This window comes from Enterococcus sp. DIV1315a (assembly GCF_051712325.1).
In the GTDB taxonomy this organism is placed as follows: Bacteria; Bacillota; Bacilli; order Lactobacillales; family Enterococcaceae; genus Enterococcus; species Enterococcus faecalis.
The window spans coordinates 352,093-378,958 of record NZ_JBIOOS010000001.1; the positions used below are offsets into that span (position 1 = coordinate 352,093).

At 36.9% G+C, this 26,866-nt stretch carries 27 protein-coding genes, 1 tRNA gene and 1 other annotated feature; of the genes, 20 read left to right on the top strand and 8 right to left on the bottom strand.

Annotated features, from left to right (window positions below; translation table 11 throughout):
• Position 1 precedes the first annotated feature (1 nt).
• On the bottom strand, positions 2–226 hold the full coding sequence (locus tag IGJ03_RS01785; protein ID WP_002355360.1) for a redoxin NrdH: 225 nt from the start codon (positions 224–226) through the stop codon (positions 2–4).
• A 513-nt stretch (positions 227–739) separates the two neighbouring features.
• On the opposite strand from IGJ03_RS01785, the gene IGJ03_RS01790 reads away from it, so the two are divergent.
• From IGJ03_RS01790 to IGJ03_RS01845, 12 genes are all read left to right on the top strand, one after another.
• Entirely contained in the window at positions 740–1,213 is a 474-nt protein-coding gene (locus tag IGJ03_RS01790; RefSeq protein WP_002367906.1) for a ferrous iron transport protein A, read from the top strand.
• Positions 1,210–3,360, top strand: a complete 2,151-nt coding sequence (gene feoB, locus IGJ03_RS01795; protein WP_002355363.1) for a ferrous iron transport protein B — start codon at positions 1,210–1,212, stop codon at positions 3,358–3,360. Before IGJ03_RS01790 ends, feoB begins: the two co-directional genes overlap by 4 nt.
• A gap of 6 nt (positions 3,361–3,366) precedes the next feature.
• Positions 3,367–3,504 (top strand): hypothetical protein, encoded by a 138-nt coding sequence (locus IGJ03_RS01800; RefSeq protein WP_002355364.1) that lies wholly within the window; start codon positions 3,367–3,369, stop codon positions 3,502–3,504.
• Positions 3,505–3,585: 81 nt separating this feature from the next.
• Positions 3,586–3,659: transfer RNA gene (locus tag IGJ03_RS01805), tRNA-Lys, on the top strand.
• A 280-nt stretch (positions 3,660–3,939) separates the two neighbouring features.
• Positions 3,940–4,815, top strand: coding sequence for an aldo/keto reductase (locus IGJ03_RS01810; protein WP_002384874.1), 876 nt, complete (start codon positions 3,940–3,942; stop codon positions 4,813–4,815).
• A 22-nt stretch (positions 4,816–4,837) separates the two neighbouring features.
• Complete coding sequence (locus tag IGJ03_RS01815; protein WP_429861457.1) at positions 4,838–5,320, top strand: VOC family protein; 483 nt, start codon at positions 4,838–4,840, stop codon at positions 5,318–5,320.
• A 165-nt stretch (positions 5,321–5,485) separates the two neighbouring features.
• On the top strand, positions 5,486–6,931 hold the full coding sequence (cls, locus tag IGJ03_RS01820; RefSeq protein WP_002361214.1) for a cardiolipin synthase: 1,446 nt from the start codon (positions 5,486–5,488) through the stop codon (positions 6,929–6,931).
• A 291-nt stretch (positions 6,932–7,222) separates the two neighbouring features.
• Positions 7,223–7,437, top strand: a binding site (T-box leader).
• A gap of 191 nt (positions 7,438–7,628) precedes the next feature.
• Entirely contained in the window at positions 7,629–8,885 is a 1,257-nt protein-coding gene (gene tyrS / locus IGJ03_RS01825) for a tyrosine--tRNA ligase (protein WP_002355444.1), read from the top strand.
• 298 nt (positions 8,886–9,183) lie between these two features.
• Positions 9,184–11,046, top strand: a complete 1,863-nt coding sequence (gene tdc, locus IGJ03_RS01830; protein ID WP_161970587.1) for a tyrosine decarboxylase — start codon at positions 9,184–9,186, stop codon at positions 11,044–11,046.
• Positions 11,047–11,248: 202 nt separating this feature from the next.
• Positions 11,249–12,667 (top strand): tyrosine-tyramine antiporter, encoded by a 1,419-nt coding sequence (gene tyrP / locus IGJ03_RS01835; RefSeq protein ID WP_002355453.1) that lies wholly within the window; start codon positions 11,249–11,251, stop codon positions 12,665–12,667.
• A 124-nt stretch (positions 12,668–12,791) separates the two neighbouring features.
• Positions 12,792–14,198, top strand: coding sequence for a Na+/H+ antiporter NhaC (gene nhaC / locus IGJ03_RS01840; protein ID WP_002363118.1), 1,407 nt, complete (start codon positions 12,792–12,794; stop codon positions 14,196–14,198).
• Positions 14,199–14,553: 355 nt separating this feature from the next.
• Positions 14,554–15,471 carry a hypothetical protein gene (locus IGJ03_RS01845; RefSeq protein ID WP_010777397.1) on the top strand — a complete coding sequence of 306 codons (918 nt, stop codon included), beginning with the start codon at positions 14,554–14,556 and terminating at the stop codon, positions 15,469–15,471.
• Between the two features lie 50 nt (positions 15,472–15,521).
• Here IGJ03_RS01845 and IGJ03_RS01850 read toward each other — a convergent pair whose 3' ends face one another.
• From IGJ03_RS01850 to IGJ03_RS01860, 3 genes are all read right to left on the bottom strand, one after another.
• On the bottom strand, positions 15,522–15,971 hold the full coding sequence (locus IGJ03_RS01850) for a YehR family lipoprotein (RefSeq protein WP_002355456.1): 450 nt from the start codon (positions 15,969–15,971) through the stop codon (positions 15,522–15,524).
• A 138-nt stretch (positions 15,972–16,109) separates the two neighbouring features.
• Positions 16,110–16,616 carry a phosphatidylglycerophosphatase A family protein gene (locus tag IGJ03_RS01855; RefSeq protein ID WP_010710809.1) on the bottom strand — a complete coding sequence of 169 codons (507 nt, stop codon included), beginning with the start codon at positions 16,614–16,616 and terminating at the stop codon, positions 16,110–16,112.
• Positions 16,617–16,747: 131 nt separating this feature from the next.
• A complete protein-coding gene (locus IGJ03_RS01860) occupies positions 16,748–17,701 on the bottom strand; it encodes an L-lactate dehydrogenase (RefSeq protein ID WP_002358635.1) in 954 nt (317 codons plus the stop codon).
• 167 nt (positions 17,702–17,868) lie between these two features.
• On the opposite strand from IGJ03_RS01860, the gene IGJ03_RS01865 reads away from it, so the two are divergent.
• Both IGJ03_RS01865 and IGJ03_RS01870 read left to right on the top strand, forming a co-directional pair.
• A complete protein-coding gene (locus tag IGJ03_RS01865; protein WP_002363122.1) occupies positions 17,869–18,231 on the top strand; it encodes a DUF4809 family protein in 363 nt (120 codons plus the stop codon).
• Between the two features lie 15 nt (positions 18,232–18,246).
• Entirely contained in the window at positions 18,247–18,657 is a 411-nt protein-coding gene (locus IGJ03_RS01870) for a DUF4809 family protein (protein ID WP_010777399.1), read from the top strand.
• 46 nt (positions 18,658–18,703) lie between these two features.
• On the opposite strand, the gene IGJ03_RS01875 is transcribed toward IGJ03_RS01870, so the two are convergent.
• Complete coding sequence (locus IGJ03_RS01875; RefSeq protein WP_002358639.1) at positions 18,704–19,531, bottom strand: LysR family transcriptional regulator; 828 nt, start codon at positions 19,529–19,531, stop codon at positions 18,704–18,706.
• Between the two features lie 141 nt (positions 19,532–19,672).
• On the opposite strand from IGJ03_RS01875, the gene IGJ03_RS01880 reads away from it, so the two are divergent.
• Positions 19,673–20,641 carry a TDT family transporter gene (locus IGJ03_RS01880; RefSeq protein ID WP_002355462.1) on the top strand — a complete coding sequence of 323 codons (969 nt, stop codon included), beginning with the start codon at positions 19,673–19,675 and terminating at the stop codon, positions 20,639–20,641.
• Between the two features lie 22 nt (positions 20,642–20,663).
• The gene (locus IGJ03_RS01885; protein WP_375804741.1) at positions 20,664–21,623 is read left to right on the top strand and encodes a GDP-mannose 4,6-dehydratase; all 960 of its coding nucleotides are present in this window, start codon (positions 20,664–20,666) and stop codon (positions 21,621–21,623) included.
• Between the two features lie 13 nt (positions 21,624–21,636).
• Here the strand turns inward: IGJ03_RS01885 and IGJ03_RS01890 are convergent, their stop codons facing one another.
• Positions 21,637–21,984, bottom strand: a complete 348-nt coding sequence (locus IGJ03_RS01890; RefSeq protein ID WP_002355464.1) for a winged helix-turn-helix transcriptional regulator — start codon at positions 21,982–21,984, stop codon at positions 21,637–21,639.
• 111 nt (positions 21,985–22,095) lie between these two features.
• Here IGJ03_RS01890 and IGJ03_RS01895 point away from each other — a divergent pair, with 111 nt between their 5' ends.
• Both IGJ03_RS01895 and IGJ03_RS01900 read left to right on the top strand, forming a co-directional pair.
• Positions 22,096–22,713, top strand: a complete 618-nt coding sequence (locus tag IGJ03_RS01895; RefSeq protein WP_002355466.1) for a nitroreductase family protein — start codon at positions 22,096–22,098, stop codon at positions 22,711–22,713.
• A gap of 187 nt (positions 22,714–22,900) precedes the next feature.
• Entirely contained in the window at positions 22,901–23,914 is a 1,014-nt protein-coding gene (locus IGJ03_RS01900) for a lipoate--protein ligase (RefSeq protein WP_002389569.1), read from the top strand.
• A gap of 70 nt (positions 23,915–23,984) precedes the next feature.
• On the opposite strand, the gene IGJ03_RS01905 is transcribed toward IGJ03_RS01900, so the two are convergent.
• Together IGJ03_RS01905 and IGJ03_RS01910 are read right to left on the bottom strand one after the other, a co-directional pair.
• Positions 23,985–24,839, bottom strand: a complete 855-nt coding sequence (locus IGJ03_RS01905; RefSeq protein WP_002392656.1) for a M48 family metallopeptidase — start codon at positions 24,837–24,839, stop codon at positions 23,985–23,987.
• Positions 24,840–25,021: 182 nt separating this feature from the next.
• Entirely contained in the window at positions 25,022–25,357 is a 336-nt protein-coding gene (locus IGJ03_RS01910) for a hypothetical protein (RefSeq protein WP_002355470.1), read from the bottom strand.
• Between the two features lie 114 nt (positions 25,358–25,471).
• Between IGJ03_RS01910 and IGJ03_RS01915 the strand changes: the two genes are divergently transcribed.
• Together IGJ03_RS01915 and IGJ03_RS01920 are read left to right on the top strand one after the other, a co-directional pair.
• Positions 25,472–25,756, top strand: a complete 285-nt coding sequence (locus IGJ03_RS01915) for a hypothetical protein (RefSeq protein WP_002366136.1) — start codon at positions 25,472–25,474, stop codon at positions 25,754–25,756.
• Between the two features lie 4 nt (positions 25,757–25,760).
• Positions 25,761–26,696 carry a LacI family DNA-binding transcriptional regulator gene (locus tag IGJ03_RS01920; RefSeq protein WP_002355472.1) on the top strand — a complete coding sequence of 312 codons (936 nt, stop codon included), beginning with the start codon at positions 25,761–25,763 and terminating at the stop codon, positions 26,694–26,696.
• Positions 26,697–26,866 lie beyond the last annotated feature (170 nt).

Sequence of the window (26,866 nt, forward strand, 5' to 3'; positions counted from 1 at the left end):
CTTAGCTAGCCAATTGTTTTAATTGGTCTGGACGGAAGCCAACAACGGTTGTTGCTTCAGATGTGATTACCGGTACGCTTTGGAACCCTTGTTCTTTTAACCAGTCGATAGCATCTGGTTGTGCGTCGATATTGATTTCTTCAAAAGCGATGTTATTTTCACTTAGGAAACGTTTCGCCATTTTACATTGGATACAGTTATTTTTTGAAAAGATTTTTACGTTCATTGAAAGTTCCTCCTCTTTTTTTCTACATAGACTAGTATAAATCTATGTAGAAAAAAGTCAACACTTTAACACTATATATTGTGGTGCGTTTTTCTCATAATACTAGTTTTTGTGTTTTTGAAAGAAAAATGAAAACACGTGAATCCTCGTTTTTGGGAGAAAAAACACATTGGTCAGTGTTTGACAAACAAAAAAATTAAAATTTTGAAAGAGAACATTTAGTGAAAAAACACTAAATATTGTGTTGACATTTGAGTTAGGCACAAGAAGAAAAAATAAGCGGATTTGTTATTGAATGAGTGGAATTTTACAGTAGCTAGTAACATAAAAAACAAGAACTGACTTTTTTTCAAAAATGGTAACCTGAAAAAAGTGTCTCTATATAGAAGGAAAATAGAAGAAAACATGAGATACATCCAGAAATTCATTGACTTTCCGTGTAAGCAAGCGTATTCTTTTAATTGAGAACGATTCTCATTTTCGTTTGAAACTTTTTCACATGGAGGAAAGTAAATGATTACGTTAGCGCAGGCAGAAGTTGGGAAAGTCTATACAGTCGAAAGCGTCAAAGCAGATGTTCAGACAAAGAAACATCTGAACAATTTAGGCGTCGTTGCAGGCCAAGCAGTTGTCCTTGTCAATTATCAAAATCAAAATGGTATTGTTTTATTACATAATAGTCGAATTGCGCTGACAGATACGATTTTACAAGCGATTCATGTGGAGGAGCGCTCGGCGAATGAGAAAGTTTGGGTCTCCTTGGATACCTTGAAAGTTGGAGAACGCGCTACAATAGTAGGGATCCACGGACAAGGAGCGGTGAAACGTCGGTTGATGGACATGGGCTTAACAAAAGGAACAGTAATTTTTATTCGCAAAGTAGCTCCTTTAGCTGATCCAATTGAAATCAATGTACGTGGCTACGAACTAACGTTACGAAAAAGTGAAGCGGAACTGATCTTGGTTGAGAAGGAGGAAAGCGAATGACTCAGCAAATTGCACTAGCTGGTAACCCTAATAGCGGTAAAACGACAACGTTCAATATGTTAACAGGAGCCAACCAATATGTTGGAAACTGGCCAGGGGTGACTGTGGAACGCAAAGAGGGGGTGGCAAAGAAAGATAAGACACTCATTATTCAAGATTTGCCAGGGATTTACTCTCTTTCTCCTTATACGCCTGAAGAAATTGTGGCACGAGATTATCTTTTGGAGGACCAACCTTCAGTGATTTTGAATATTCTCGATGTGACCAATTTGGAACGGAATCTTTATTTAACAACACAATTAATTGAAACCGGATTACCGGTTGTTTGTGCGTTAAACATGATGGATTTGTTGGAAAAAAACGGCCAAACATTGAATAGTGAAAAGTTAAGTTATGGCTTAGGCGTGCCTGTCGTTGAGATTAGTGCTTTGAAGAATCGTGGGTTGGATCATGCTTTAAAACAAAGTAAGCAGCGAGCGAATGCCATAGAGACAGAGGTTATTTATCCTTCTTATGATAATCGCTTAGAAGCAGCACTTGCTGAAATTGTTGATATTTTAGGGAATACTGTTCCTGAAACGCAACAGCGTTGGTATAGTTTAAAACTTTTTGAACGAGATGTTCGAACCAAAGAGCAATTATTATTGAGTTCTTTTCAAGAAAAAGAAATTGAAGAAGTCATACAAATTACCGAAAAAATCTTTCAAGATGAAAGTGAAGCCATTATCATTAATGAACGCTATGCCTTTATTGCTCGATTAATTGCTTTGTGTGCGACGAAAAAAACAGAAATGACATTTACTCACAGTGATAAGATTGACCGAGTGGTAACCAATCGGTGGTTGGCGTTGCCAATATTTGCGTTTGTGATGTGGTTGGTCTATTACTTGTCTATTCAAACGGTTGGTACAATGGGGACAGACTGGTTAAACGATGTCTTTTTCGGGGAATGGGTTCCTCAATTTGTGGGAAATTGGTTGGCGCAATGGCAAGTAGCGCCATGGATGCAAAGTTTAATTTTAGATGGGATCATTGCAGGTGTTGGGGCTGTGTTAGGATTTTTACCACAACTGGCCGTCCTGTTTTTATGTTTAGGTTTTTTAGAAGATTGTGGCTATATGGCACGGATTGCCTTTGTCATGGATCGCTTGTTTCGGAAATTCGGCCTATCTGGTAAGTCATTTATTCCGATGTTAATTGCGACAGGTTGTGGGGTCCCAGGCGTGATGGCTAGTCGAACGATTGAAAACGAACGCGATCGGCGAATGACTATTATGGTCACGACTTTTATGCCATGTTCGGCGAAGTTGCCAATTATCGCTCTGATTGCAGGTGCATTTTTTCCTAACCAAAGTTGGGTCTCGCCCTCTGCTTATTTCTTAGGGGTTGCTTCCATTGTGTTATCAGGAATTGCTTTAAAAAAGACCAAGCATTTTTCGGGAGATCCAGCACCATTTATTATGGAACTTCCCGCCTATCATTTGCCACAGCTTAGAAGTGTGGTTCGACATGCCTATGAACGATGTCGCTCATTTGTAAAAAAAGCAGGCACGATTATTTTTGTTTCCAGTATTCTCATTTGGTTCATGTCCCATTATTCTGTGACGTTTCAACCCGTTCCAGAAAGTCAAAGTATTCTAGCATTTCTAGGTAAAGGGTTGGCGGTGCTATTTATCCCATTAGGCTGGGGGAATTGGCAAGGGGCAGTTGCCACAATTACAGGATTGATAGCGAAAGAAAATATTATTGGCACCTTGGGCATTTTATTTGGCAATGTGAAAGATGTTTCTGAAAACGGGGTAGAAGTCTGGGGCGCACTGCAACACACCTTTACGCCAGTCGCGGCCTATTCGTTCTTAACTTTTAACTTATTATGTGCACCTTGTTTTGCTGCAATTGGCGCAATTCGTCGTGAAATGGGAGACCTCAAATGGACATTAGGAGCCATTGGTTATCAATGCGGTTTGGCTTATATGGTTAGTTTTGTGATTTATCAATTGGGCCATGTGTTAGTCGAAAAAGGCACACTAACTCTGGGGACTTTTTTAGCGATGGGTGTTGTTTTAGCTGGATTTTATTTCCTTATAAGAAAACCAAAGCCAGGCAAAGAAAGTGTCCAAGCAATCACTTCTTTAGAAAGAGGGTAATAACGGATGGCAACAATTATTTTATCCATTTTAATTTTTGGAACAGCAGGAATCATCACCTATCGACGAATCAAAAAAGGGGAAAGTTGTGAAGATTGTCAAACAGCTTGTCCTGTAAAAAAAGAACAATCTTCACAAGAATAACAACTGAAAAAAATTCCCTCTTGTATAAATAATAGCGGAGTGCTACAATATTGAGGTAGCTGAAAAGCCATTTTATACAACGGGGGCATAGCTCAGTTGGTTAGAGCATCTGACTCTTAATCAGAGGGTCTAGGGTTCGAATCCCTATGCCCCCATTGGGTGCCAAACCCACGAGAACGGTATTCTGTCGGCGTCTTAGGACGTTTCGAAGACGGAGTACGCGTTCTCTTTTTTTTACATAAAATGTCGTGTGTCGTGAGAGATACACTAGTTAAATCGCTTAAAGAATGCTACGCTTAGAAGAGCGAGAAAGTACGTTATATAAAAAAAGTTGAAAAATTTTTCAGGCTAAAAAAGCGAATTTAACAAAAAGCGCACTTTTTGGTTCCTATGAAACGAAAAAGTACGTACTATACAGCATGTACGGCACGGTATATGATGATATCAGAAAACGTTAAAGGAGCGAATCAAATGATTACATCACTAGCAGATACAGTAACATTAAACAACGGCACTAAAATTCCAGGAATGGGTCTCGGGGTATTCCAAATACCAGATGAAGAGACAGCAAAAGTGGTCGAAGAAGGGATTATCAATGGTTATCGTTTAATCGATACAGCGCAAATCTATGGCAATGAATCTGGCACAGGAGCGGGAATTAAAGCAGGCTTAGCGGCAACTGGTTTGAACCGTGAGGACTTATTTGTTACCTCGAAAGTTTGGAACGCGCATATTTCTTATGATGAAACAATTCAAGCTTTCAATGATAGTTTGGAACGTTTAGGTTTAGATTATTTAGATTTGTATTTAATTCATTGGCCAGGAAATAATTCTTACAAAGAATCATGGCAAGCTTTAGAAACTTTATATGCTGAAGGAAAAGTGAAAGCAATTGGTGTCAGCAACTTCCAAGTTCATCATTTAGAAGATTTACTTTCTTATGCAAAAGTTGTTCCGGTAATTAACCAAGTGGAACTACATCCAAAATTGGATCAAAAAGAAGTGCGTGATTTCTGTGAAAAACATGATATCAAAGTCCAAGCTTGGTCACCATTGATGCAAGGCCAATTATTATCTAATGAAACCATTTTGGCGATTGCTGAGAACCATAATAAATCAGCAGCCCAAGTGATTTTACGTTGGGATATTCAACAAGATATCTTATTAGCCGTGAAATCTGTCCACAAAGAACGGATGATTAGCAATGCAGCGGTCTTTGATTTTGAACTAAGTGCAGAAGAAATGGCACAAATTAACCAATTGAATGAATCGTTACGTGTGGGACCAGATCCAGACACGTTTGATTTCTAAAAATTAACTAGGAGGAGATACAATGAGTGAAGCAGTTAAAGGTTTTTCAGTAGTCAACCACGTGGGGATTACAGTCAGTAATTTGGATGAATCAGTGAAGTTTTATGAAGCATTAACAGGAACAAAAATCGCAAATCGTGATGAAATTGGTGGAAAACGGATGGCCCAAACACAAGGGTTAGATGATACATTAATCAAGTATGCCAATGTGCATCTAGAAAACATCAATATTGATTTATTAGAATATGTTAAACCAAAATCAGAAAAAGCTTCTTATTCCAACGAACAAATTAGTGCAATGCATATGTGTTTCGAAGTGGAAGATATTGATGCAGCTGTTGCACGTTTAAGAGCGATTGGCGTAGAACCTGATGGAGAGCCGATTACATTCCAAGAAGAAGATGGCTTGAAGAGCGGTTTTGGTACAGGGGTTACTTACTTTACCGATCCAGATGGTACAAATTTAGAATTGATTGCTCCTAAAGGTCCATTTACACGAAATTAAGTTAAAAGACTTTCAAACAAACATCAAAAAGACCCCCTCATTCTAGTATCACTAACTAGAATGGGGGCTCTTTTTATTTTTTTAGACAGAAGTCGCTAAAGAAAAGATATTCCAAATCCGTAATTGATGGTATACTAAAACGTAACAAATAAAGGAGGAAGACAATTGATTCTTAGCGTCTTAACAGTTATTTATTTTATTAATGCAATTATTGCGGGAATTACCATTTTGTTAAAACCTCGAGATGTAGCAGCAATTTGGGCATGGCTACTCGTACTGATTGCTCTACCCGTTTTTGGTTTTTTCTTATATTTATTCTTTGGTCGAGGGTTAACCGACAAAAAGAAATTTTATTTGCAACAAAGTGATTTGCGGGAATTAGAGAATTTTCAGAATTTCCAAGAAGAAAGTTTTGAACTTTATAGTCAAAAGATGCCGACGGAGGAGCAACAACAGTTTACAGACTTTTTTTCCTCGTTAAATAGGATGCCTCTGACTAAGAAAAATGATGTTGAAATTTTTACGGATGGTACGGAAAAATTCAATGCGTTGATGGCAGACATAAAAAAAGCTCAGCATTCCATTCATATTGAATATTATGCCTTTGTAACGGATCATATCGGCACCAAAATTTTGAACTTATTAGAAGAAAAGGCGGCTGAAGGGGTTGAAGTGCGGTTGCTTTACGATGCCTTTGGCTCAAAGGGCACCAAGGTTCATCATTTGAATGAATTGAAAAAAAACGGTGGTTTTGTCCAAACGTTTATTACTTCTCAAAAAGCACTTTTGAAGTTTCGTTTGAATTATCATGATCACCGGAAAATTGTTGTTATTGACGGAAAAGTAGGCTATATTGGCGGCTTTAATGTTGCCGATCAATATGCCGGAACGACTAAAAAGTTTGGCTATTGGCGGGATACACATTTACGGATTCAAGGGCCAGCAGCCTCATTACTGCAAATGCGTTTTTTAATGGATTGGAACGTCTCTTCCCCTGAGAAAAATCGTGTGGCGTATCAATTGGATTATTTCTTTAAACTTGAAGCATTGGTGCCAGAGGCAAATACATCCATTCAGATGATTGCCAGTGGTCCTAACAGTGACCGTGAACAAATTAAATTGGCCTTTATTAAATTGATTACTTCTGCCAAGAAAAGAGTCTGGATTCAAACGCCGTATTTAGTTCCTGATGACAGTGTCTTGGCTGCTTTAAAGGTTGCTGCGGCTTCAGGAGTAGATGTTAAAATTATGATTCCAGATAAGCCCGACCATCCGTTTATTTATCGAGCAACACAGTATTACGGCCGCTTATTGATGAAAGAAAATATTGAAATTTTAATTTATAACGGTGGTTTCTTACATGCGAAAACAATGATTATGGATGATGAAGTCTGCACAGTTGGTTCAGCCAATCAAGATATCCGAAGTTACAAATTAAACTTTGAAGCAAATGCTGTGTTATATGATAAAAAAATCATTGATCAATTAGAAGCAATTTTCTTAGAAGATCGAAAAAAATGTACAACAATGACTCCAGAAGTTGTTCGCGACATGTCAAAATGGTTGATTTTTAAACAACAAATTTCACGATTATTTTCACCAATTCTTTAAAACTGTTTTTCACAAAATGACGAACTTCTGATCCGAAGTTCGTCATTTTTCTTCGGGAATTTTATAAAAGTATAGAAAATCACAAAAAAAGTCAAAAAAATTTTAAAGAATATTTTTTTATTTCATTCGTTATTTTTTTATCTGTAGTTGCTGTTAAAACAAATAAATATTATTGTTAATTTGTTATTTTATTTTTGCGAAAAAGGGACATCTTTTGTAAAAGCAAAAAAAATTAAGCAAAGAGTGTTGACAAAAAAAACGAAAAGGAATATGCTACATGTACAAGTTAAATACAAAGCAATGACAGAAAAGCAGTAGAGAAATAACCACTGTTACAGAAAGCTAGTGGCGCTGGAAACTAGTACACGTTATTTATCGAATTACATTCTTGAGCTTCTGCCTACAGGGCACGGGTAACAGCGTTATTTGTTAAGAGGTATATAGTATTTTAAATAAACTAAACTATGTATAAATTTGGGTGGTACCACGAGAAATTCGTCCCTAAGTCGTTTCGACGGCTTAGGGATTTTTTGTATTCTTTTTTTGAATACGTGGCAGACCAAAGAAAATTTCGTGAACCCGTGTATACATAGAAATAAACACGGAATATCGTGTAAAAACAAGTGTGTTAATCGTTTGTTTCGTTAAATGAACGATTTCCTATAAAGAGATAATTATAAATATGGAGGGTGATAACATGAATATCATTGACGAGCTAGCATGGCGTGATGCAATCAATCAACAAACAAACGAAGAAGGACTAAGAGAACTTACAGAAAATACGAGCATTTCGCTATATTGCGGTGTCGATCCAACTGGAGATAGCATGCATATTGGACATTTAATTCCTTTTATGATGATGAAACGATTCCAATTAGCAGGTCATCACCCATACATTTTAATTGGTGGCGGAACTGGAACAATTGGTGACCCAAGTGGACGAACAACCGAACGTGTCTTACAAACGATGGAAGCTGTGCAACATAATGTGGACAGTCTTTCAAACCAAATGAAAAAATTATTTGGTAAAGATGCTGAGGTAACAATGGTGAACAACTACGATTGGTTATCAGAACTATCTTTATTAGATTTTTTAAGAGATTACGGGAAAAACTTTAATGTCAACACGATGTTGGCAAAAGACATTGTCGCTAGTCGTTTAGAAAGTGGCATTTCCTTTACAGAATTCACATACCAAATTCTTCAATCAATTGACTTTTACACATTGCATAAAAAACATAATATTCAATTGCAAATTGGTGGCGCTGATCAATGGGGCAATATCACTGCAGGATTAGATTTGATTCGTAAAAAAGAAGGACCAGAAGCCAAAGTATTCGGGTTAACCATTCCTTTAATGCTAAAAGCAGATGGTACAAAATTTGGGAAAACAGCGGGTGGCGCTATCTGGTTAGATCCTAAGAAAACCTCACCATTTGAATTCTACCAATTCTGGTTAAACCAAGATGATCGTGATGTCATCAAATACTTGAAATTCTTTACTTTCTTAGATAAAGAAGAAATCGATGCGTTAGCTGAAAAAGTTGAAAAAGAACCAGGTAAACGTGAAGCACAAAGACGCTTAGCTGAAGAAGTGACACGATTTGTTCACGATGATGCAGCTTTAGAAGAAGCGCAAAAAATTTCAGAAGCTCTTTTCTCAGGCAACATTAAAGACTTAACGATTGAGGAAATTGAGCAAGGGTTAGAACATGTGCCAACTGTTGAAATTACCAAAGATGCTAAAAACATCGTAGATTGGTTAGTTGACACAGAAATCGAACCATCAAAACGTCAAGCTCGCGAAGATGTGAGCGGAGGAGCTATAAGTATTAACGGTGACCGAGTTACCGATTTAGATTTTGCAGTCGATCCAACACAACATTTCGATGGAAAATTCGTTGTTGTACGGAAAGGGAAGAAAAATTACTTTTTAGCAAAAGTAATGGATTAGAAATTGATAATAATTTCACGAAGAGAAGACGTGTGATTATTTGATCAAAGTTAAAATTCTATTTCTCCTTACAGGTAGTGGTGAAACCGTTAATACACCTAATAAGAGTGGGATTGTACACACAATCCCACTCTTATTTTTTTATATAATGGTTCTGACAAGACACCTTGTGAAAAAATTATAAAATTAAAGAGCTATGATAACCATTGTTATTTTTCTTCTTTACACTTTAGCCGTTTGGGTGTAAGTTGTGAATGCAAAATCTAATTCATTAAAATTTGTAAGGAGGAATTTTCGTATGAAAAACGAAAAATTAGCAAAAGGCGAAATGAACCTTAATGCACTATTCATTGGGGACAAAGCCGAAAACGGACAATTATATAAAGACTTGTTGATCGACTTAGTAGATGAACATTTAGGATGGCGTCAAAACTACATGCCACAAGACATGCCAGTTATCTCTTCTCAAGAACGCACATCTGAAAGCTACGAAAAAACTGTCAACCATATGAAAGATGTATTGAATGAAATCTCTTCTCGCATGCGTACACATTCAGTTCCATGGCATACAGCAGGTAGATATTGGGGACATATGAACTCAGAAACATTAATGCCTTCTCTATTAGCTTATAACTTTGCAATGCTATGGAACGGGAACAACGTTGCCTATGAATCTTCTCCAGCAACTTCTCAAATGGAAGAAGAAGTAGGACATGAATTTGCTCACTTGATGAGCTACAAAAATGGTTGGGGACACATCGTTGCTGATGGTTCTTTAGCTAACTTAGAAGGCTTATGGTATGCCCGTAACATTAAATCATTACCATTTGCTATGAAAGAAGTAAAACCAGAATTAGTTGCTGGCAAATCAGATTGGGAACTATTGAACATGCCAACAAAAGAAATTATGGACTTATTAGAATCAGCTGAAGATGAAATTGATGAAATCAAAGCTCATTCAGCTCGTTCAGGTAAACATTTACAAGCAATCGGTAAATGGCTAGTCCCACAAACTAAACACTATTCTTGGTTAAAAGCTGCTGATATTATCGGTATCGGTTTAGATCAAGTTATCCCAGTACCAGTTGACCATAACTACCGTATGGATATCAACGAATTAGAAAAAATCGTTCGTGGCTTAGCAGAAGAACAAATTCCAGTGCTAGGTGTTGTCGGTGTAGTTGGTTCTACTGAAGAAGGTGCCGTTGACTCAATCGATAAAATTATTGCTTTACGCGATGAATTAATGAAAGACGGTATTTACTATTATGTACACGTTGATGCTGCTTATGGTGGTTATGGACGTGCCATCTTCTTAGACGAAGACAACAACTTCATCCCTTACGAAGATTTACAAGATGTTCACGAAGAATACGGTGTCTTCAAAGAGAAAAAAGAACACATTTCAAGAGAAGTGTATGATGCATATAAAGCAATCGAATTAGCAGAATCAGTAACAATTGACCCTCATAAAATGGGTTATATCCCTTATTCAGCTGGTGGTATCGTTATCCAAGATATCCGTATGCGCGACGTTATTTCTTACTTCGCAACTTACGTATTTGAAAAAGGTGCCGATATTCCTGCGTTACTAGGTGCTTATATCCTTGAAGGTTCAAAAGCTGGTGCAACAGCTGCTTCTGTATGGGCTGCACATCACGTTTTACCTTTAAACGTTGCAGGTTATGGTAAATTAATTGGTGCTTCAATTGAAGGATCACATCATTTCTATAACTTCTTGAATGATTTAACATTCAAAGTTGGCGACAAAGAAATCGAAGTCTACACATTAACTCATCCAGACTTCAACATGGTTGACTATGTGTTTAAAGAAAAAGGCAACGATGATTTAGTAGCAATGAACAAATTAAACCATGATGTATATGACTATGCATCATACGTTAAAGGAAATATTTACAACAACGAATTCATTACTTCACATACTGACTTTGCTATTCCAGATTATGGCAACAGCCCATTAAAATTTGTAAACAGCTTAGGATTTAGTGACGAAGAATGGAACCGTGCAGGTAAAGTAACTGTGTTACGTGCTGCTGTAATGACTCCATACATGAACGATAAAGAAGAATTTGATGTTTACGCTCCTAAGATTCAAGCTGCTTTACAAGAAAAATTAGAACAAATTTACGACGTAAAATAATTGAATCTTAAACGGAAAAAAGAAATGGTAACCGAACGAGGGAACGTTGGTCTGGTTGATTTATTCAATAGATAAATCAACCAGACGGCTAACCTCTTAACCAATTCTTTGTCTGGGTAAGAGGCAGTCGAATGGCTGTTTTACTCAGCGTATAACAGTCATTCATGCTCCTTATCCAAAATCTTATAAGGAGTGTACAAAATTGGATAAACAACAAGTTAAAAAAATTGAATTAGGTACTTTTATCGGTTTAACAATGGCATTGTGTGCAACTGTACGTAGTATCCCAACACTTGCTGCTGTTGGTTGGACATTAATTTCTTACACAATTTTCGCGGTCTTATTCTTTGCTGGTCCAATCGCATTGATATCTGGTGAATTATCTACGATGCTTCCTCAAGAAGGTGGCCCTCAACTTTGGGTTAAAACTGCCTTAGGTAGCAAATGGGGTTTTGTTGTCGCTTGGTTACTATGGGTGCAAATGTTCCCAGGAATGGTAATGGTTGCTTCTACATTAGGCCCTTTGCTAGGTAATACATTTGGTAATGTTCATTTAGGTGAAAATCATTGGTTCGTATTAGGATGTATCTTAGTGATTTACTGGATTATTACAATCTTGAACTTGAAATTTGACATGGCGAAAGTTGGCGGAAATATTGGTGTTTGGCTAGGTGTTTACATCCCAGTATTAGTTATGTTTGTTTTAGGTCTTCTTTCAATGATTAAAGTAGGCTTAACACCTGGCGGCTATTTAGGTGCCTTCTCTTGGTCAAAAGTTTTACCAAACTTAGAAAATATGGACACATTTAAATATCTAGCAGGGATTGCGTTTATCTTTGTTGGGATTGAAATGTCTTCTGTTTATATTCCTCGTTTGAAAGATGCAACAAAAAATTATACAAAAGGCGTTTTCATTTCATTAATTGGTTTAGTTTTATTAAACGTTATTAATGCAATGTTTGTTGCTAATATTGTTCCAAATGGCAAAATGGAATTGTCTAACATTACACAACCAATTTTGCTTTATTGTGACGTTTTAGGTTTACCAACAATTATTGGTAATATCTTTAGTTTCATGGTCTTCTTAGGCGTGTTATTACAATTATCTGCTTGGGTTACTGGACCATCAAAAACAATTATTCAAGTTGCTCGTGATGGCTTATTGCCACCAAAATTTGGTTTCCATCGCGAAAATAAATATGGCGTTTCTCGTAACGTTGTGTTAACACAATCTGTGGTTATCTCATTATTCGCATTACTTTATGGGGTAATGGATGATGTCAACGCTGTATTCTTAACTTTAACAAATGCAACAACAATTATTTATAGTATTGTGTATGTATTGATTGCGATTTCCCTAATTAAATTACGTAAATCTCAACCAGATACACTACGTCCTTACCGAATTGGTAAAAAAGGTAATGGCTTAGCTTATTTAGTGGCAGCAATGTTAATTTTTAGTGTTATCATTGTTATTTTCGCCACATTAGGTACAACAACCGTGACTGATGCAGTCTTAGTTGCATTAATCACTATTGTCATGTTTGTGATTCCGTTAATCATTAATCGCTTTAAAAAAGCAAGTTGGGCAACGGAAGTAAAAGAAGATTTAGGTGAATAAAAAGGCTAGCAATTATTTTGCTGAGTGCCTCTTCACCTGATGACTATAGTAAATTGTCGTTTGGAAACTGAAGCAAGTTCGATTATTGCTTCAGTTTTCGCTTTCCATAAAAGGAGGTTTTCATATGAAATCAACGAAACCCACTGTTTCGTTCGCTGAAAGTTTAGGCATTTTGATTGCCTTGTTAGCGATTCTCGGGTACTTAATTATTGGTCAAAAATTAACCCCTCACATACCGATTCTTTTTGTATTCATGTTGTTGTTGCTTTATGGCAAATGGAAAGGATTTTCTTGGGATGAGATCCACGAAGGCATTGTGGAAGGGATTAAACCAGGGATCATTCCGATTATTATTTTCTTGTTGATAGGTGTCTTAGTTGCTACTTGGATCTTGTCTGGGACGATTCCAACAATTATGGTCTATGGTTTTAAAATTATCTCAGTGAAGTTCTTCTTACCAACCGTTTTTGTGGTCTGTGCACTAGTTGGTGTGACGGTAGGGAGCTCCTTTACGACTGTTTCAACTATGGGGATTGCCTTTCTAGGTATTGGACATATTCTTGGATTTGACAATGCGATGACAGCTGGCGCAGTTGTTTCAGGTGCCTTTTTGGGGAACAACATTTCACCGTTATCTGATACAACAAATTTAGCTGCTGGAATTGGTGGCGTGAACCTTTTTGAACATATACTAAACATGATGTACACTGTTATTCCGGCGTTTATTATTTCGATTGTCGGCTATATCTTCTTGGGGCATCAATCTGGTTCGGCGGATTTACAATCGGTTGATGCAATGGTCCAAACGTTACATCAAGGATTCTGGATTTCACCGATTACATTGTTGCCAGTAGCGGTTTTATTCTTATTCGCTTGGAAAAAGGTACCAGCTATTCCAACGTTATTAGTCGGCTCTACAGTGGCGGTCATCTTAGCTTTTATAAATGATCATCACCTAAGTTTAGCGAAAGTTTCTACCATCTTAATGAGTGGTTATGTGGCAGATACAGGGGATCAAAGTATTGATACACTTTTATCTCGTGGTGGGATTGAAAGCATGTTAGGTTCTGCTGCGTTGATTATTTTGGCATTAGGTTTGGGCGGTTTGTTGATTAAGTTTAACATCGTGGCTACTTTAATTGATAAAATTAAAGGCTATGTGAATAATCCAGCCAAATTAATCGCTTTAACTGCTTTAAGTTCTGTGGGAATTAACTTACTAGTTGGCGAACAATATTTGTCAATTATTTTACCAGGGGAAACATTTAAATCCTCATTTACTCGTTTAGGTATTGATAAAAAATATTTAACTCGTACTTTGGCAGATGCTGGGGCGGCAGTCAACTCGTTAATTCCTTGGGGAGTTAGTGGTACCTTCATTATGGGAACGTTAAAAGTTGGTGCACTAGAATACTTACCATATGCCTTTTTCCCATTGCTTTGTCCCATTATCACCGTCATTTTGGGGATATTCTTAAAAAAACAACAAGGGGAAAACAAAAAAGCACCAGGGACTAACGTTGAATTGTGAGTTTTTTCAGATAATTAAACAATTGGTTACGATTGAACCTCAGTGTATCTACTGATTGGTTCAATCGTTTTTTTGTCACAGATTTTTTACAATTCTTCATATAATCTTTGAAGCTCCTTAAAGGCAATTTAATTATTCTAAGTTATGATACAAAGGATCAATCAAATAGGTGGATGAACGTGGTGTTAAACTCATAGAGACTAACAGTAGTTTATTCTTGCTCAATGTTGAGGTGTAGGTTCGAATCCTACCGTCCACTTTTGTTATTTAAACCAACTTAGAACGAAACACAAACAAGTGACGGATACACATGATTAAGGTACAATAAGGGTAGGGAAAACAAGGAGGAATTCTTATGAAAAAGATAGGGCTTATTTCTAGTGCTTTTCTTTTAACCCTTGCTTTAGCAGCATGTGGCGGCGGAAAAAGTACAGAAAATACGGATAGTCGTTCCAGTGCTGCGGAAAGTACCACAGTCGAGAGTACAAAAGCATCTGCTACAAAAGAATCAAGTAGCAAAGCAGCAACAAAATCTAGTGATGCGAAACCGTCAGGAACAACAACAGCTGATTCGAAAGCAACAGCTTCTTCTACGAAGGAAGCGGCAAATAATGGCTCAGCAGAGAAGCAATCACCAGCGAAAAATGCGAATCCAGATGACCAAGCCAACCAAGTGCTTAACCAGCTAGCAAACATGTTTCCTAGTCAAGGCTTACCGCAGGCAATTTTAACGAGTCAAACGAATAACTTTTTAACTGCAGCGACAACATCACAAGCGGATCAAAACAATTTCCGTGTTTTATATTATGCAGAAAAAGAAGCGATTCCAGTGAATGATGCACGTGTTAATCAGTTAACGCCAATTAGTTCTTTTGAGAAAAAAACATATGGCTCTGATGCCGAAGCAAAAAATGCAGTGAACCAAATCATTGATAATGGCGGTCAGCCAGTAGATTTAGGTTACAATATTACTGGGTATAAACAAGGGGCGGCAGGTTCTAGTTACTTATCTTGGCAAGAAGGCAATTGGAGTTTAGTCGTACGGGCCTCAAATATCAATGGTGAATCGCCTGATGATTTAGCGAAAAATGTTGTCAACATTTTGGAACAAGAAACATTACCAGCACCGAATACCGTTGGTCAAATCACACTGAACGTGGCAGGAACCACTGACTATAATCGAAACTCAGTAGTTTGGCAAGCCGGTACAGTCGTTTACTCTGTCCATCATTTTGACCCAATTCAAGCAGTGAAGATGGCAACATCAATGTAATTAATAAAAGAAAGCGTGCGACAATACCCATTGTCGCACGCTTTCTTTTATTATTTTTGTTCTGTATAACCTTGTGACTCCACCAATTCTTGGCTTTTCTTCATGCTAATTCCCTTAGAAGAATCTCCATCAATCTGGATACCATCCACTTTTTTGGCTTTATCATAATCAAGTTTTTCATAATTAATCGTCAATTTTTCGATGGCTTGTTTGTCCTCATAGGTCAGTTTGTAATCAAGCCCTTTGATGTCCTCATATTGTTTAGAAACGGGTTCCAACGCTGTTTTTGCCTCTTCTTTTGTAATCCCCAATTTGTCATAAGAAACAATGTTTTTAGCCGTTTGCGTTAAGACTTTATCTCCTTGGTACGTATAGGTTAAGGTGGAATCAATCCCATCTTGTGGCGAACCTACAAAGGTTTTTGTCTCTATTTTTGAACCGCAACTTGCAAGAAAGAATACCCCAATAAAAATTAAAAATACGCGTAAAAACTTTTTCATTTCTAGATAACCTCCTTTAGCTGTTTATTCTTGACTGTAACATAACATGGCAAATAATTACTGTTAAGTAGAAAGCTTGTGAGAAGTCCAGCAAATAAAAAACTTGCCTCTTCTCATAAAAATGAAGAGGCAAGTTTTTTATTTAGTAATATCACTTAAATCTGGTTGTGAGTGAGCCAACCGACTGGCTGCCGCAGCCGCAATTGCACCTACGATATCATCCAAGAATGTGTGGACATGTTCGCCATCATGCGCATTTAACTCTTTTAAAATGCCTGGTTTAACCTTGTCGATATACCCATAGTTCGTAAAACCGATAGATCCATAAACATTTACAATGGAGAGCGCCATAATTTCATCAATGCCATAAAGCCCTTCATCTTCCGTTAAAATTTCTTGTAACGGTGAGAGTAGCTTGTTTTCTTCTGCCAGAATATCCAGTTGGACACCTGTAATAATCGCGTTGTGTACTTCACGCTTTGTTAACACGGCATCAATACTTTCTAAACAAGTATCTAATGTTAAATTATCAATATAATCTTTTTGTAAAAATAACACAAGTTCAGCTAAATCATTCATTGTTACGCCACGTTCTTGCAATAAACGACGTGCGCTATTTTCTAACGTATCTCCTTGGATTACCATTTTTTGTCCTCCTAATTTCTGCTTTAGTTGAAGTTCTTCTTTCATGGTACCAAAAAGAACGATAAAGGGGAATTAGAATCTATTTTGGTAGAGAATAATTTAGTTGAAGTGTTATTTTTAGTTAAAAATTACTAAGCGTTCGGTTGTAACGATGCCATCACTTGTTTTAATTGTGTCACTGATTTTTGGAAGAGTTCTTTTTCAGCGGCATTCAGATTCAATTCAATAATGTCAGTCACACCTTGATTGCCAACGACTGCAGGAATCCCTGTAAATACATCTTGTTGCCCATATTGCCCATCTAAGTAAGCTGAGACAGGTAAAATAGCTTGTTCATTATTTAAAATGGCTTTAACAATGCGTGCAGTACTCATACCAATCCCATAATAGGTCGCTTGTTTGCGATCGATAATTTCATAAGCTGTATTTTTCACTTTATCAGAAATGATTGGTAAATCGTCACTAGTTAAGCGTTCTGTCGTATCCACAATTTCTAAAATAGGTTTGGTACCAATCATGGTATGAGACCAGACAGCCACTTCAGAATCCCCGTGTTCGCCAATAATATAGCCGTGAACATTGCGTGGATCAATCGCTAAACGTTGAGACAGTTCTTTGCGGAAACGAGTTGTGTCCAAAGTTGTACCAGTTCCAATTACTCTTGAAACAGGTAAACCAGAAGCTTGCCAAGCCACATAAGTCAGTACATCGACAGGATTTGAGGCAATCACTAAAATTCCATCAAAACCAGATTTCATGATATTGTTAACAATTGTTTTCATAATTTCTGCATTGATTGAAACCAAATCTAGACGACTTTGCCCAGGTTTTTGATTAGCACCAGCTGTAATCACGACGATATCGGCATCTTGGCAGTCTTGATAGTCGCCAGCCCAGACGTTTACATTTTCTTGGCCCCAAGACACACCATCTAATAAGTCAATTGCTTCGCCTTCAGATTTGGCTTTGTCAATATCAACTAAGATTAATTCATTCGCAATCCCTTGGTTGATCATGGAATAGGCAATACTTGTGCCAACAAAACCAGTACCAATAATTGCGACTTTTTTGTTAAATACTTTCATCGTTCATCTCTTCTTTCTGTAATATTTCTTTCTTAGTGAATTATATCACGAACTTTTTAGGTGTGGTTATACCAATCTGTAATAGTCTTTATTAACAATTTAAATAAGGGAAGCGTGCTTTTTTTGTTATGATAAGAGTAGGAAAATAGAGGAGATAAGGAGGCAAAATGACAACGACAACAGTGTATTATGCAAGCAATAATGAAAAACAGCCGAACCGTTTTCAACTAGTTATCGGTAGCTGTAGCTATGAACTTCCAAAAATAGAAATCTACGAAATCCTGGAATGTGTCGCTTCAGCATATGGCTATCAAAAAGAACCATTCATTGAAGAACAAACAGAATGTTTTGTTAAAGGCAACCGTTGTATACATGTTTCCCAACAAGCGACGACGTTGACTTTTGTTGTGAATGATCTGCGTTTAGTAATGGAAAAACAATGCCGGAATCACGAAGAAGTCTTTCAAGAAGTCAATCATATTTTATTGAATATTTTTGAGGAGACCCCTTGTGTTTTTCTCGAAAAGTAGGAAAGAAGGATTAAGATGAAACAGGTGAAAATAACAACTACCTCAGACTTGATTAATGGCGGCTGCAATGCCTGTCCGAATGTGAAGTGTACGAATTATCTTGTTCATGTAGAAGATGAAACAATTGCGTTAGAAACGCTAACCGTTGCAGATTTAGTAACTTTATTAGCACTCAAAGAAGGGTTTCGTCAAAAATTAGTTATGGAAATGTTCGAAGAATATACGATGTTTGAAAGGGAAACTCATCAAGTGGTATTTAAGGAAGAGGAAACGAGAATTCTTTTTCAATCAAAAAAACAGACCATTCGAAGCACTCTTTTGTCTAAAGAGCCACAACAAGTGTTCCAAGAAACCCAGCAAATTTTACACCAACTATTTGAGTTAGAACCTTTTGAATTTGAATTGGTAGAGGAAACTGATAAATAAAAAACAGGAAAACGATTTAGCGAAAGCTAAGTCGTTCTCCTGTTTTTTAGGTTTGTCGTTCACGAATTTTTTCAACGATTCGGTTATAAACTTCAGAGAAGGAAGTATTGGCATGGTGATCGGTCTGGACAATGAAAATTTTTCGAGAAGCAAAGGACTGATCAATTGGTTGCCAAGGGATCTCATCGGAAATAGATAATCGAGAAACAATTGATTGCCCAATGTTATTTTTTAGCAATTGTAATAGGACTTCGTTGTTGTTTAATTCGATAATTGGTAAGTTGATGCTGTGTTCGTTGAGATAAAGCTCATTGAAAAAACGTAAGCCAGAGTTCTTTTCTCTTAAGAGCCAAAATTTTGAAGCGGCATCTCCTGCTAGAACTAGTTGGTCTTCATAAACAATTTCTTTGTGTAGATTTTTGGTTTCAATGGGTTTTTCAATTAGTCCAATGTGGGCATGATTATTTTGAACCATATCCACGACTTCGTTTGAATTCATCAGTTGAATCGAAAAGTTGATGAGTGGAAAAGCGGTAACCAAACTCTCCATAATATCTGGCAGTAAATAAATAGCAACTGTATTTGAAGAGGCTATAATGCAGTCTTCTTTAAAATTCTCTTTTTCTGCAGCTTGCGCAAAAGAAGTAGTTAAGCTTTCAATAATCGAGAGCATTTTTGGATATAGAAAATCAGCTTCTTTGGTAGGAATAACCGATTGTTTTCCATTACGATAGAACAGCTTGATCGAAAAGTGTTGCTCTAATTTCTTGATTTGCAAAGAAACAGTTGGCTGAGAAATATACAATTGTTTGGCCGCCGCACTAAAATTTTTGGTTTCATACACAGCAATAAATGTTTTGATCCATTCGAACATAAAATCGCCTCTTTCTATTTACTATCTTAATAGTTGGTATTGCAAATATTTATTTTACAAATATAAATATTTCATTTAGTATAATAACATACTTTTGATTAATATCAATAATAATAAATAAAGACGGAGTGTGACTACATAATGGTAGAAAGTGCGAAAAAATTCTTGCGGAAAGTCCCGATTCCCATTTGCGGACTAATTTTAGGGATGGTTTCTTTGGGGAATTTACTTTATTCCTTGGGATATGCAACAATTGGGACCATTTATTGTGTACTTGGCAGTCTCTTAATGATTTTAGTTATTTTAAAAATTATTTTTACAATGAAACATGCATTAAGCACCTTAGATGATCCAATTATTGCTTCGGTATCACCAACATTTACAATGGCTTTAATGGTTATTTGTGTTTTCTTAGATCGGATATTTACCAATGCTGCTTGGATTAATGTGTTGTGGATTGGCGCAGTGATTTTACATTTTATTTTAATGATTTATTTTGTAGCGGTGCATATTTTTCCAACAAAAATCGAACTGGAACATATTTATCCAAGCTGGTTTATTACGTTTGTCGGCATTGGCGTTATTCCTAATACTTCTCAATTGTTTATCAATGAGTTGGGAAAAATTGTTTTTTGGGTAGCGTTGTTCTTTTATTTACTCTTGTTACCAATTTTAATCAAGAGAATTACGAAGTCGAAAGAAATGCCTGAATCGACCATTCCTTTATTGACGATTATGACAGCGCCAGGTTCGTTATGTTTAGCTGGCTATATTTCAATGGGTGGTCATTTGTATATGCCATTAGTTGTTTTCTTGCTAATTTTATCTCAATGTATTTATGGGATTGTAGTAGTGAATCTATATAAAATTATGCAAGTGACATTCTATCCAAGTTATGCTGCCTTTACATTCCCATTAGTGATTTCTGCGACAGCATTAGTCAAAGTTAAACCTTTATTTGCAGAAAAGGTAGGCCTAACGAGTCTGTTAAATATTTTGTCTACTTTTGAACTCTTATTAGCTGTGGCTATTGTAAGTTATGTGTTCATTCGATATTGCATTTTTTTATTCCAAAGAGAAAATAACACGAAAAAAGTGGAATTAAATTAAAAAAAAGAGAGGAAGCAAAGAGGTGAAGAAACTATTAATTACTGGAGGAGCTGGCTTTATTGGTTCTAATTTGGCTAATTTTTATAGTCAACAGTATCAAGTTTTTGTGATTGATGATTTGTCCATGGGGCGAGTGTCAAATTTGCAACAAACTGAGCAGTTGGTTTTTATTAAAGGAAGTGTGACGGATCAGCAATTATTGGACGAAGTACTTTCAAAGCATTCGTTTGAGTATATCTTTCATCTTGCGGCCGTGGCAAGCGTGGCAAGTTCTGTGGCACAGCCTCTAGAGACCCACGAGGTCAATTTTTTAAGTGTATTGAAAATATTGGAATCAATAAAAAAATATCAAAAAGAGCTCAAACGTTTTGTTTTTGCTTCGTCGGCAGCCGTTTACGGTGCAGAGCCAACGTTGCCTAAAAGAGAAACTTCGGTGATTTGCCCTTTGAGTCCCTATGCTATTGATAAGTTTGCTGCTGAACGTTATGTTCTCAATGAATACCATTTACATGGGGTACCTACAAGCGCAGTTCGCTTCTTTAACGTCTATGGTCCCAATCAAAATCCTGCTTCCCCCTATTCTGGTGTCCTGTCCATTTTGATGGATCGTTATATCCAATTAGAGCAAGGGCAAGCGAACCAATTTCAAATATTTGGAGATGGTCAGCAAACACGTGACTTTATCTACATTGAGGATGTCCTAACTGCATTAGATTTAGTAGCAACCAAAAGTGAAGCGTTGGGACATGTTTATAATGTGGGTACCGAAGTTGCCATTTCCCTTAATCAATTAATTGAAGAAATGAACCAATTAGTGGGACTTTCTTTGCCAGTTTCTTATCAAAAGGAACGAGATGGCGATATAAAATATTCTCTTTCAGATAGTTCTGCTTTGAAAGGCTTAGGTTTTTCACCCGTTTATTCAATTCAAGAAGGACTTCAAAAATATCTTAAGTTTACCCATAATACCCAAAATAGATAAAAAAAGACGAGACTTATTTGTTAAGTCTCGCCTTTTTTTGTGCAAATGTTTCGCCCCAATGGCAAAGTGAAGAGAGGGCATCATAAAGAGCATATCCTTCCGGAGTGAGCGTATATTCCACACGAGGGGGCAGTTCGTTAAAGGATTCTCGATGGACTAGGCCATCTTTTTCCATTTCTCTCAAGCGATCTGTCAGGACGCGCTGAGTGATTCCGTCGAGCGCACGCATCAATTCACCGTTGCGCTTGGTTCCTTGGAATAATTCATCCATTAATGATAATTTCCATTTGCCGTTAATGGTGGAAAGGGCTAAGTTGATACTGGTTTGTTTATCAGTTGTCATAGTTTCTCCTTGTGACACGTAATGGTTACTTTTTTCTTCCTAGGTGAATAAAAAGTGCGTACTTTTTTTCTCCATCATAGTGAGTAATAATAACTATGTCAAGTAAGGCAAGAGGAAGGAAGAAGAAATATGATGTATCAAGATGTTGTTCGCAGCCGCCGCTCAGTTCGGGATTTTATGCCAGATGTTGAGATTCCAAAAGAGGAATTAATGGCCATAATTGAGGAAGCGATGTTCGCGCCAAATAGTACCAATTTAAATTCATGGCGTTTTTTAATTGTCACAGAAAAAGAACAAAAAGAAGCCCTTTACGAAGTTTCGATGCAACAACCAGCAGTTAAAGGGGCAGCGGCGGTGATTATTTTATTAGGTGATTTGACTGCTTATACAGTGGCCAATGCAGATGAAATCAGTGCTAAAGCTGTCGCACAAGGAACGATGACGGAAGAAATTCGTCAAGGAATTAATGAAAATGTTTCTTGGTACTATGATGTTAGCGAAGAACAAAAAAGAGAGTGGCTAATGTTAGACCAAGGCTTAGTTGCAATGCAGCTGATGCTTTCTGCAAAAGATCGAGGCTATGATACAGTGGCGATGTCTGGGTTTGAAACGGAAGCTGTTCGCAAGTTATTTAATATTGAGGATCATTTAGTGAACGGACTGATTATTCCGATTGGTAAAGCTCAAACACCCGGCTTTGAAACAGTCCGACGAGATGTTTCAGAAGTAGTAACTTGGTTAGACTAAAAAGCTAAACAGTTCTGTAACTGCTGTTTATTAGATTTTGAGCGTGGAACAAACATCCAAAGTGATTGTTGTCCCACGTTCGTTTTTTTGTTGATCATCCGCTTTTGAGAATGGCCAGAGAAGACGTTTAGTGAACCAATTTTGAAAGAAAGTGATACACTAGAAGAAAAAGAAGTGGGGCGACCTTATGCGTTATGTCATAATGCAGTCACGAGATATTCGTGAAAATTTAGCAACGGAAGATTATCTATTAAACACTCTCTCTTTTGAAGAGCCCTTAGTGTTGTTTTATATTCAGGAACCCTGTGTTATTTTAGGCCGAAATCAAAATGCTTATGAAGAAATTGACTTAGCTTATGCTAGAGAGAAGGGAATCGTTATTACTCGCCGTTTATCGGGCGGTGGTGCTGTTTATGATGATCTCGGGAATGTCAGCTTTAGTTTTGTTGTTCAGGAAGGACATCAAGCTTTTGGGGATTTTAAAGCGTTCACTAAACCAATTATTGAAGCATTACATAAAATGGGCGCAACGGGGGCCGAGATTAGCGGTCGCAATGATTTATTAATTGATGGGAAAAAATTTTCTGGCAATGCCATGTATACAAAAAAGGGGAAGATGTATACTCATGGTACCTTGATGTATGATGTTGATTTGGCAGAAGTTCAACGTGTTTTAACTGTTTCTAAGAAAAAAATTGAATCAAAAGGGACAAAATCTGTTCGGGGACGCGTAACCAATTTACGGCCGTACTTAGACGAAAAATATCAACAATTAACCATTGAGGAATTTCGCAATCGTTTACTGATGGAGCTCTTTGATGTCGAATCTCTAACTGAAATTGCTGAGAAAGAATATGTCCTAACCAAAGCAGATCAACAGGAAATTAGGAAATTGGTCGCTGAAGTGTATGGCAATGAAGCTTGGATTTTTGGTGAAGCGCCTAAATTTACGATCAAAAAAGAAGAAAAGTTTAAAGGCGGCATCGTGGATGCACGTTTGACTGTTGAAAAAGGTAAAATAATTGAGTTAACGATTTATGGTGATTACTTTGCCAAAAAAGAAACAGCGGAAATCGTTGCGGCTTTATTAGGTGTGGACTATCAGTATTCATCAATTTGGCAAGCATTAGCAGCGTTTAACTTTGAAGACTACTTTGTAAATATCACCAAAGAAGAATTTGTTCATTTATTGGTGGATTAATAAACGTGCTGGGACAAAAGTTAAAGAATCTTTTGTCCCAGCACGTTTATTTAATGATGGTTGGCTCTTGCTAGAAAAATTTCCCATGAACGTCCCAATTGCCAGTATCTTTGGCTTTTTTCAATGTTTGCATGCGACGGAAGCCAACAGGATGATCGGATAAGAAGTTACTCAATTTAAGCCAGATGGTATCATCATGTAAATCAATACTGTGAAAGTATTCTTCTAAATCCACACGACTGCCCATGTATTTTCCTGAAAATAAATAAATCATGCTTAAAGCACCTTCTTCGGCGTAGTATAAACCTGCGCGATCAGCGGTATATTCTTGCGTTCTTGTAAAACTTTTATCTAACGCAACTGGTTTCAAAATAATGGATAACATTAGCCGCCATAAATTAGTGTGCCCACATTTATGGTGTCCTAGCTCGTGTGCCAAAATAAAGCGAATCAGCGAAAAATCGCCTGTATTGTACGCGATATCCAACAAATCACTGTGAATGACAACATAGCGTCTGTGTAAAGAGCATTTTGCCGCAAAAGCGTTTAAGACACCATTCCCGTTGATTAAATAAAGACGTGGCATCCTTAATTTTTTAGTGCCAAAGCCCATTTCTTTTGCCAAATCAATATACAAGGAATAAATTTCTGGTAACTGATTTTCTGTAATTTCCACTCCGTTAGAAGCAGTATCCATGTACATATAACGAATGGTAAAAAAAGCAATGACTGGCGCAATTGGTGCAATTAAGACAATTAATAACCAGTCAGGAATCGGCAAATCACTCAATATCAATAAAGCAACTAACCCCAATGCTAAAAACAATAAAACAAAACCAATGATAATCATTGGTACTTCAAAACGATAACGTAACTTAGCAACAGAAATTTCTTTCTTTTTTTCCTGCGGTTGACACATAAACATTCCTCCCCAAACATTTCCCAAACACTTTTTCAAATAAAATGACTTATCTGTTACTTCTAATATACCATTGGTTAATCGATAATGACAATGGTGGGAACTTGAATAAAGGTAATTATATCAAGTGATTAATGAAAGGGACTCGTTGTACGCGGGGAATTGGTCTATCTTGATTAAATAAAATTTTAATAATCTAACTGTTTTAGACGTAATAAAGTAGTTTCTGGAGTTAATTTTTTAATAACATACAAACGTAAAATCGCATGTTCAATTTTTTGTTCTTCTGGCGATAGCTCCGAATTTATATAGGATAACTTCTCGATTAAATAGGTTAAAAATGAGCCAGCACCTTGGCTGCCCACTAAAAAGCCCATTTCTTCCGTTTCGGTTAATTGTTGTTTTTTTAAGTGGTAAATTTCTTGTGCAAGTGCCCCCGAGATAATGATTTCATCTGTTTGCTTGTTCAAATTTGTTAGTAAGTCGCTTTTTGTTGCTACTGTAACAGTTTCCATTGCACTCATCCTTTGCTTTTATATGATACGTCTAGTATAACATGGTCTCACTTTTTTTATTTTTCCTCTTGCTCTGGTACGCGTTTCATAAGGTAAGCTAGGTGTATCAAAATATTGGAGGGCATGAAAATGAATGTTATAGTGGAGATAAGCGATAGACTTGGTATGGATTACTATTTTGTCTCGGTGACTACGACGGCCAAAAGTCTGCAGTTAAATAGTCCCAAAAAATACTATAAGATTTGGCATCAAGAAATTCCGTACCATCAGATAACGGAGTGGCACTTGACACAGCAGGAGGATATTCAGGAAATTTCTTTTGCTTGGCAGGAGACCTTTTATCGTTTTGTTGATTACGGGACAGGGATTGTGCCTTATTTAACTCAATTTTGTAAAGTAATGAGGTGAAAGTATGACAACAATTCGAGAAATTGCGCGCCTTTCAGGATCTTCAGTTACGACTGTTTCGCGTGTGATTAATCATCATCCGTATGTTTCTGAAGAAAAACGACTGAAAATCCAAGCAATTATCGATGAGTTGGGCTATAAGCCCAATATATTAGCGAGAAATCTTAGCTTTGGGAAAAGTAATACATTAGGTGTCATGGTTCCTTATACGAATCAACCTTATTTTGATGCTATTTTAAGTGGGATTATCCACCAAGCATTTCAGCAAGGGATGATGGTTAGTTTATTACCAACGGATTATGATAAAGAAGTTGAAAAAAGTTACTTGGAAAAAATGGCCACGGGTGCGTTTGATGGCATGATTGTTTTGTCAAAGGCAAATCCTTTAAGTGTGTTTGCTCCGTATAAAGAGCAAGTTGTTTTTTGTGAAAAAATAGAAGACCCTAGTTATGCTAGTATCTATATCGATCGTTTAACCGTTTATCGGCGGGTTTTCCAAGCGTTGAAACAACAAGGATGTAGTGAAGTGGCAATTACGATTAACCGTGCACCAGAAAAAAGTACAAGCGCACGCTATTTAGTTGACGCATATCAGGAAATTTATGGAGTGATTCCTGAAAATCGGTTATTTAAGGACTGTTTAACCTATGAAGATGGGTGTGAAGTAGGACGACACTGTGGGCAAGATCCAACGCTCCAGGCGGTTGTGACCAACGGTGATGAAATTGCCGCAGGGATTCAAGCCGTTATTGAAAGACCACTCTTTTTAGTGGGACAGGAGCAAACTTTATTAAGTGAAATTTTAAATTTTTCAACAATCTGTCATCCATTAATGGAATTAGGTGAAAAAGCCACACACTTATTTCAAGAAAAACGGCCGAAAACGATTCAATTGACTTCTACATTTATTAATCGACAACCAGATTTTTCTTTTTCTTAGAAAAAAGCTGGTTGTTTTTTCTTTGGTAGAATAAGGTTTTTCACTAAAAAATAAAAAAAACTTACAAAAAGTAAGACAAAAAGCTTTACTTACTTTTAGTAAGGTAGTATAGTAAGCATGTAAACAAAATTAAATGAATTTACTGAGGAAATTCGAAAGGATGAACATAT

Bases quoted from the DNA above. Each gene is read 5' to 3' on its own strand.
- IGJ03_RS01915 (WP_002366136.1), top strand. From the start codon at position 25,472: ATGAAAATGAATGTTATAGTGGAGATAAGCGATAGACTTGGTATGGAT.
- IGJ03_RS01870 (WP_010777399.1), top strand. From the start codon at position 18,247: ATGAAACAGGTGAAAATAACAACTACCTCAGACTTGATTAATGGCGGC.
- IGJ03_RS01900 (WP_002389569.1), top strand. From the start codon at position 22,901: ATGCGTTATGTCATAATGCAGTCACGAGATATTCGTGAAAATTTAGCA.
- IGJ03_RS01920 (WP_002355472.1), top strand. From the start codon at position 25,761: ATGACAACAATTCGAGAAATTGCGCGCCTTTCAGGATCTTCAGTTACG.
- IGJ03_RS01785 (WP_002355360.1), bottom strand. From the start codon at position 226: ATGAACGTAAAAATCTTTTCAAAAAATAACTGTATCCAATGTAAAATG.
- IGJ03_RS01845 (WP_010777397.1), top strand. From the start codon at position 14,554: ATGAAAAAGATAGGGCTTATTTCTAGTGCTTTTCTTTTAACCCTTGCT.
- tyrS (WP_002355444.1), top strand. From the start codon at position 7,629: ATGAATATCATTGACGAGCTAGCATGGCGTGATGCAATCAATCAACAA.
- IGJ03_RS01865 (WP_002363122.1), top strand. From the start codon at position 17,869: ATGACAACGACAACAGTGTATTATGCAAGCAATAATGAAAAACAGCCG.
- IGJ03_RS01800 (WP_002355364.1), top strand. From the start codon at position 3,367: ATGGCAACAATTATTTTATCCATTTTAATTTTTGGAACAGCAGGAATC.
- IGJ03_RS01880 (WP_002355462.1), top strand. From the start codon at position 19,673: ATGGTAGAAAGTGCGAAAAAATTCTTGCGGAAAGTCCCGATTCCCATT.
- IGJ03_RS01905 (WP_002392656.1), bottom strand. From the start codon at position 24,839: ATGTTTATGTGTCAACCGCAGGAAAAAAAGAAAGAAATTTCTGTTGCT.
- IGJ03_RS01815 (WP_429861457.1), top strand. From the start codon at position 4,838: ATGAGTGAAGCAGTTAAAGGTTTTTCAGTAGTCAACCACGTGGGGATT.
- tdc (WP_161970587.1), top strand. From the start codon at position 9,184: ATGAAAAACGAAAAATTAGCAAAAGGCGAAATGAACCTTAATGCACTA.
- IGJ03_RS01910 (WP_002355470.1), bottom strand. From the start codon at position 25,357: ATGAGTGCAATGGAAACTGTTACAGTAGCAACAAAAAGCGACTTACTA.
- nhaC (WP_002363118.1), top strand. From the start codon at position 12,792: ATGAAATCAACGAAACCCACTGTTTCGTTCGCTGAAAGTTTAGGCATT.
- IGJ03_RS01855 (WP_010710809.1), bottom strand. From the start codon at position 16,616: ATGGTAATCCAAGGAGATACGTTAGAAAATAGCGCACGTCGTTTATTG.
- IGJ03_RS01860 (WP_002358635.1), bottom strand. From the start codon at position 17,701: ATGAAAGTATTTAACAAAAAAGTCGCAATTATTGGTACTGGTTTTGTT.
- IGJ03_RS01810 (WP_002384874.1), top strand. From the start codon at position 3,940: ATGATGATATCAGAAAACGTTAAAGGAGCGAATCAAATGATTACATCA.
- IGJ03_RS01895 (WP_002355466.1), top strand. From the start codon at position 22,096: ATGATGTATCAAGATGTTGTTCGCAGCCGCCGCTCAGTTCGGGATTTT.
- feoB (WP_002355363.1), top strand. From the start codon at position 1,210: ATGACTCAGCAAATTGCACTAGCTGGTAACCCTAATAGCGGTAAAACG.
- IGJ03_RS01875 (WP_002358639.1), bottom strand. From the start codon at position 19,531: ATGTTCGAATGGATCAAAACATTTATTGCTGTGTATGAAACCAAAAAT.
- IGJ03_RS01850 (WP_002355456.1), bottom strand. From the start codon at position 15,971: ATGAAAAAGTTTTTACGCGTATTTTTAATTTTTATTGGGGTATTCTTT.
- IGJ03_RS01790 (WP_002367906.1), top strand. From the start codon at position 740: ATGATTACGTTAGCGCAGGCAGAAGTTGGGAAAGTCTATACAGTCGAA.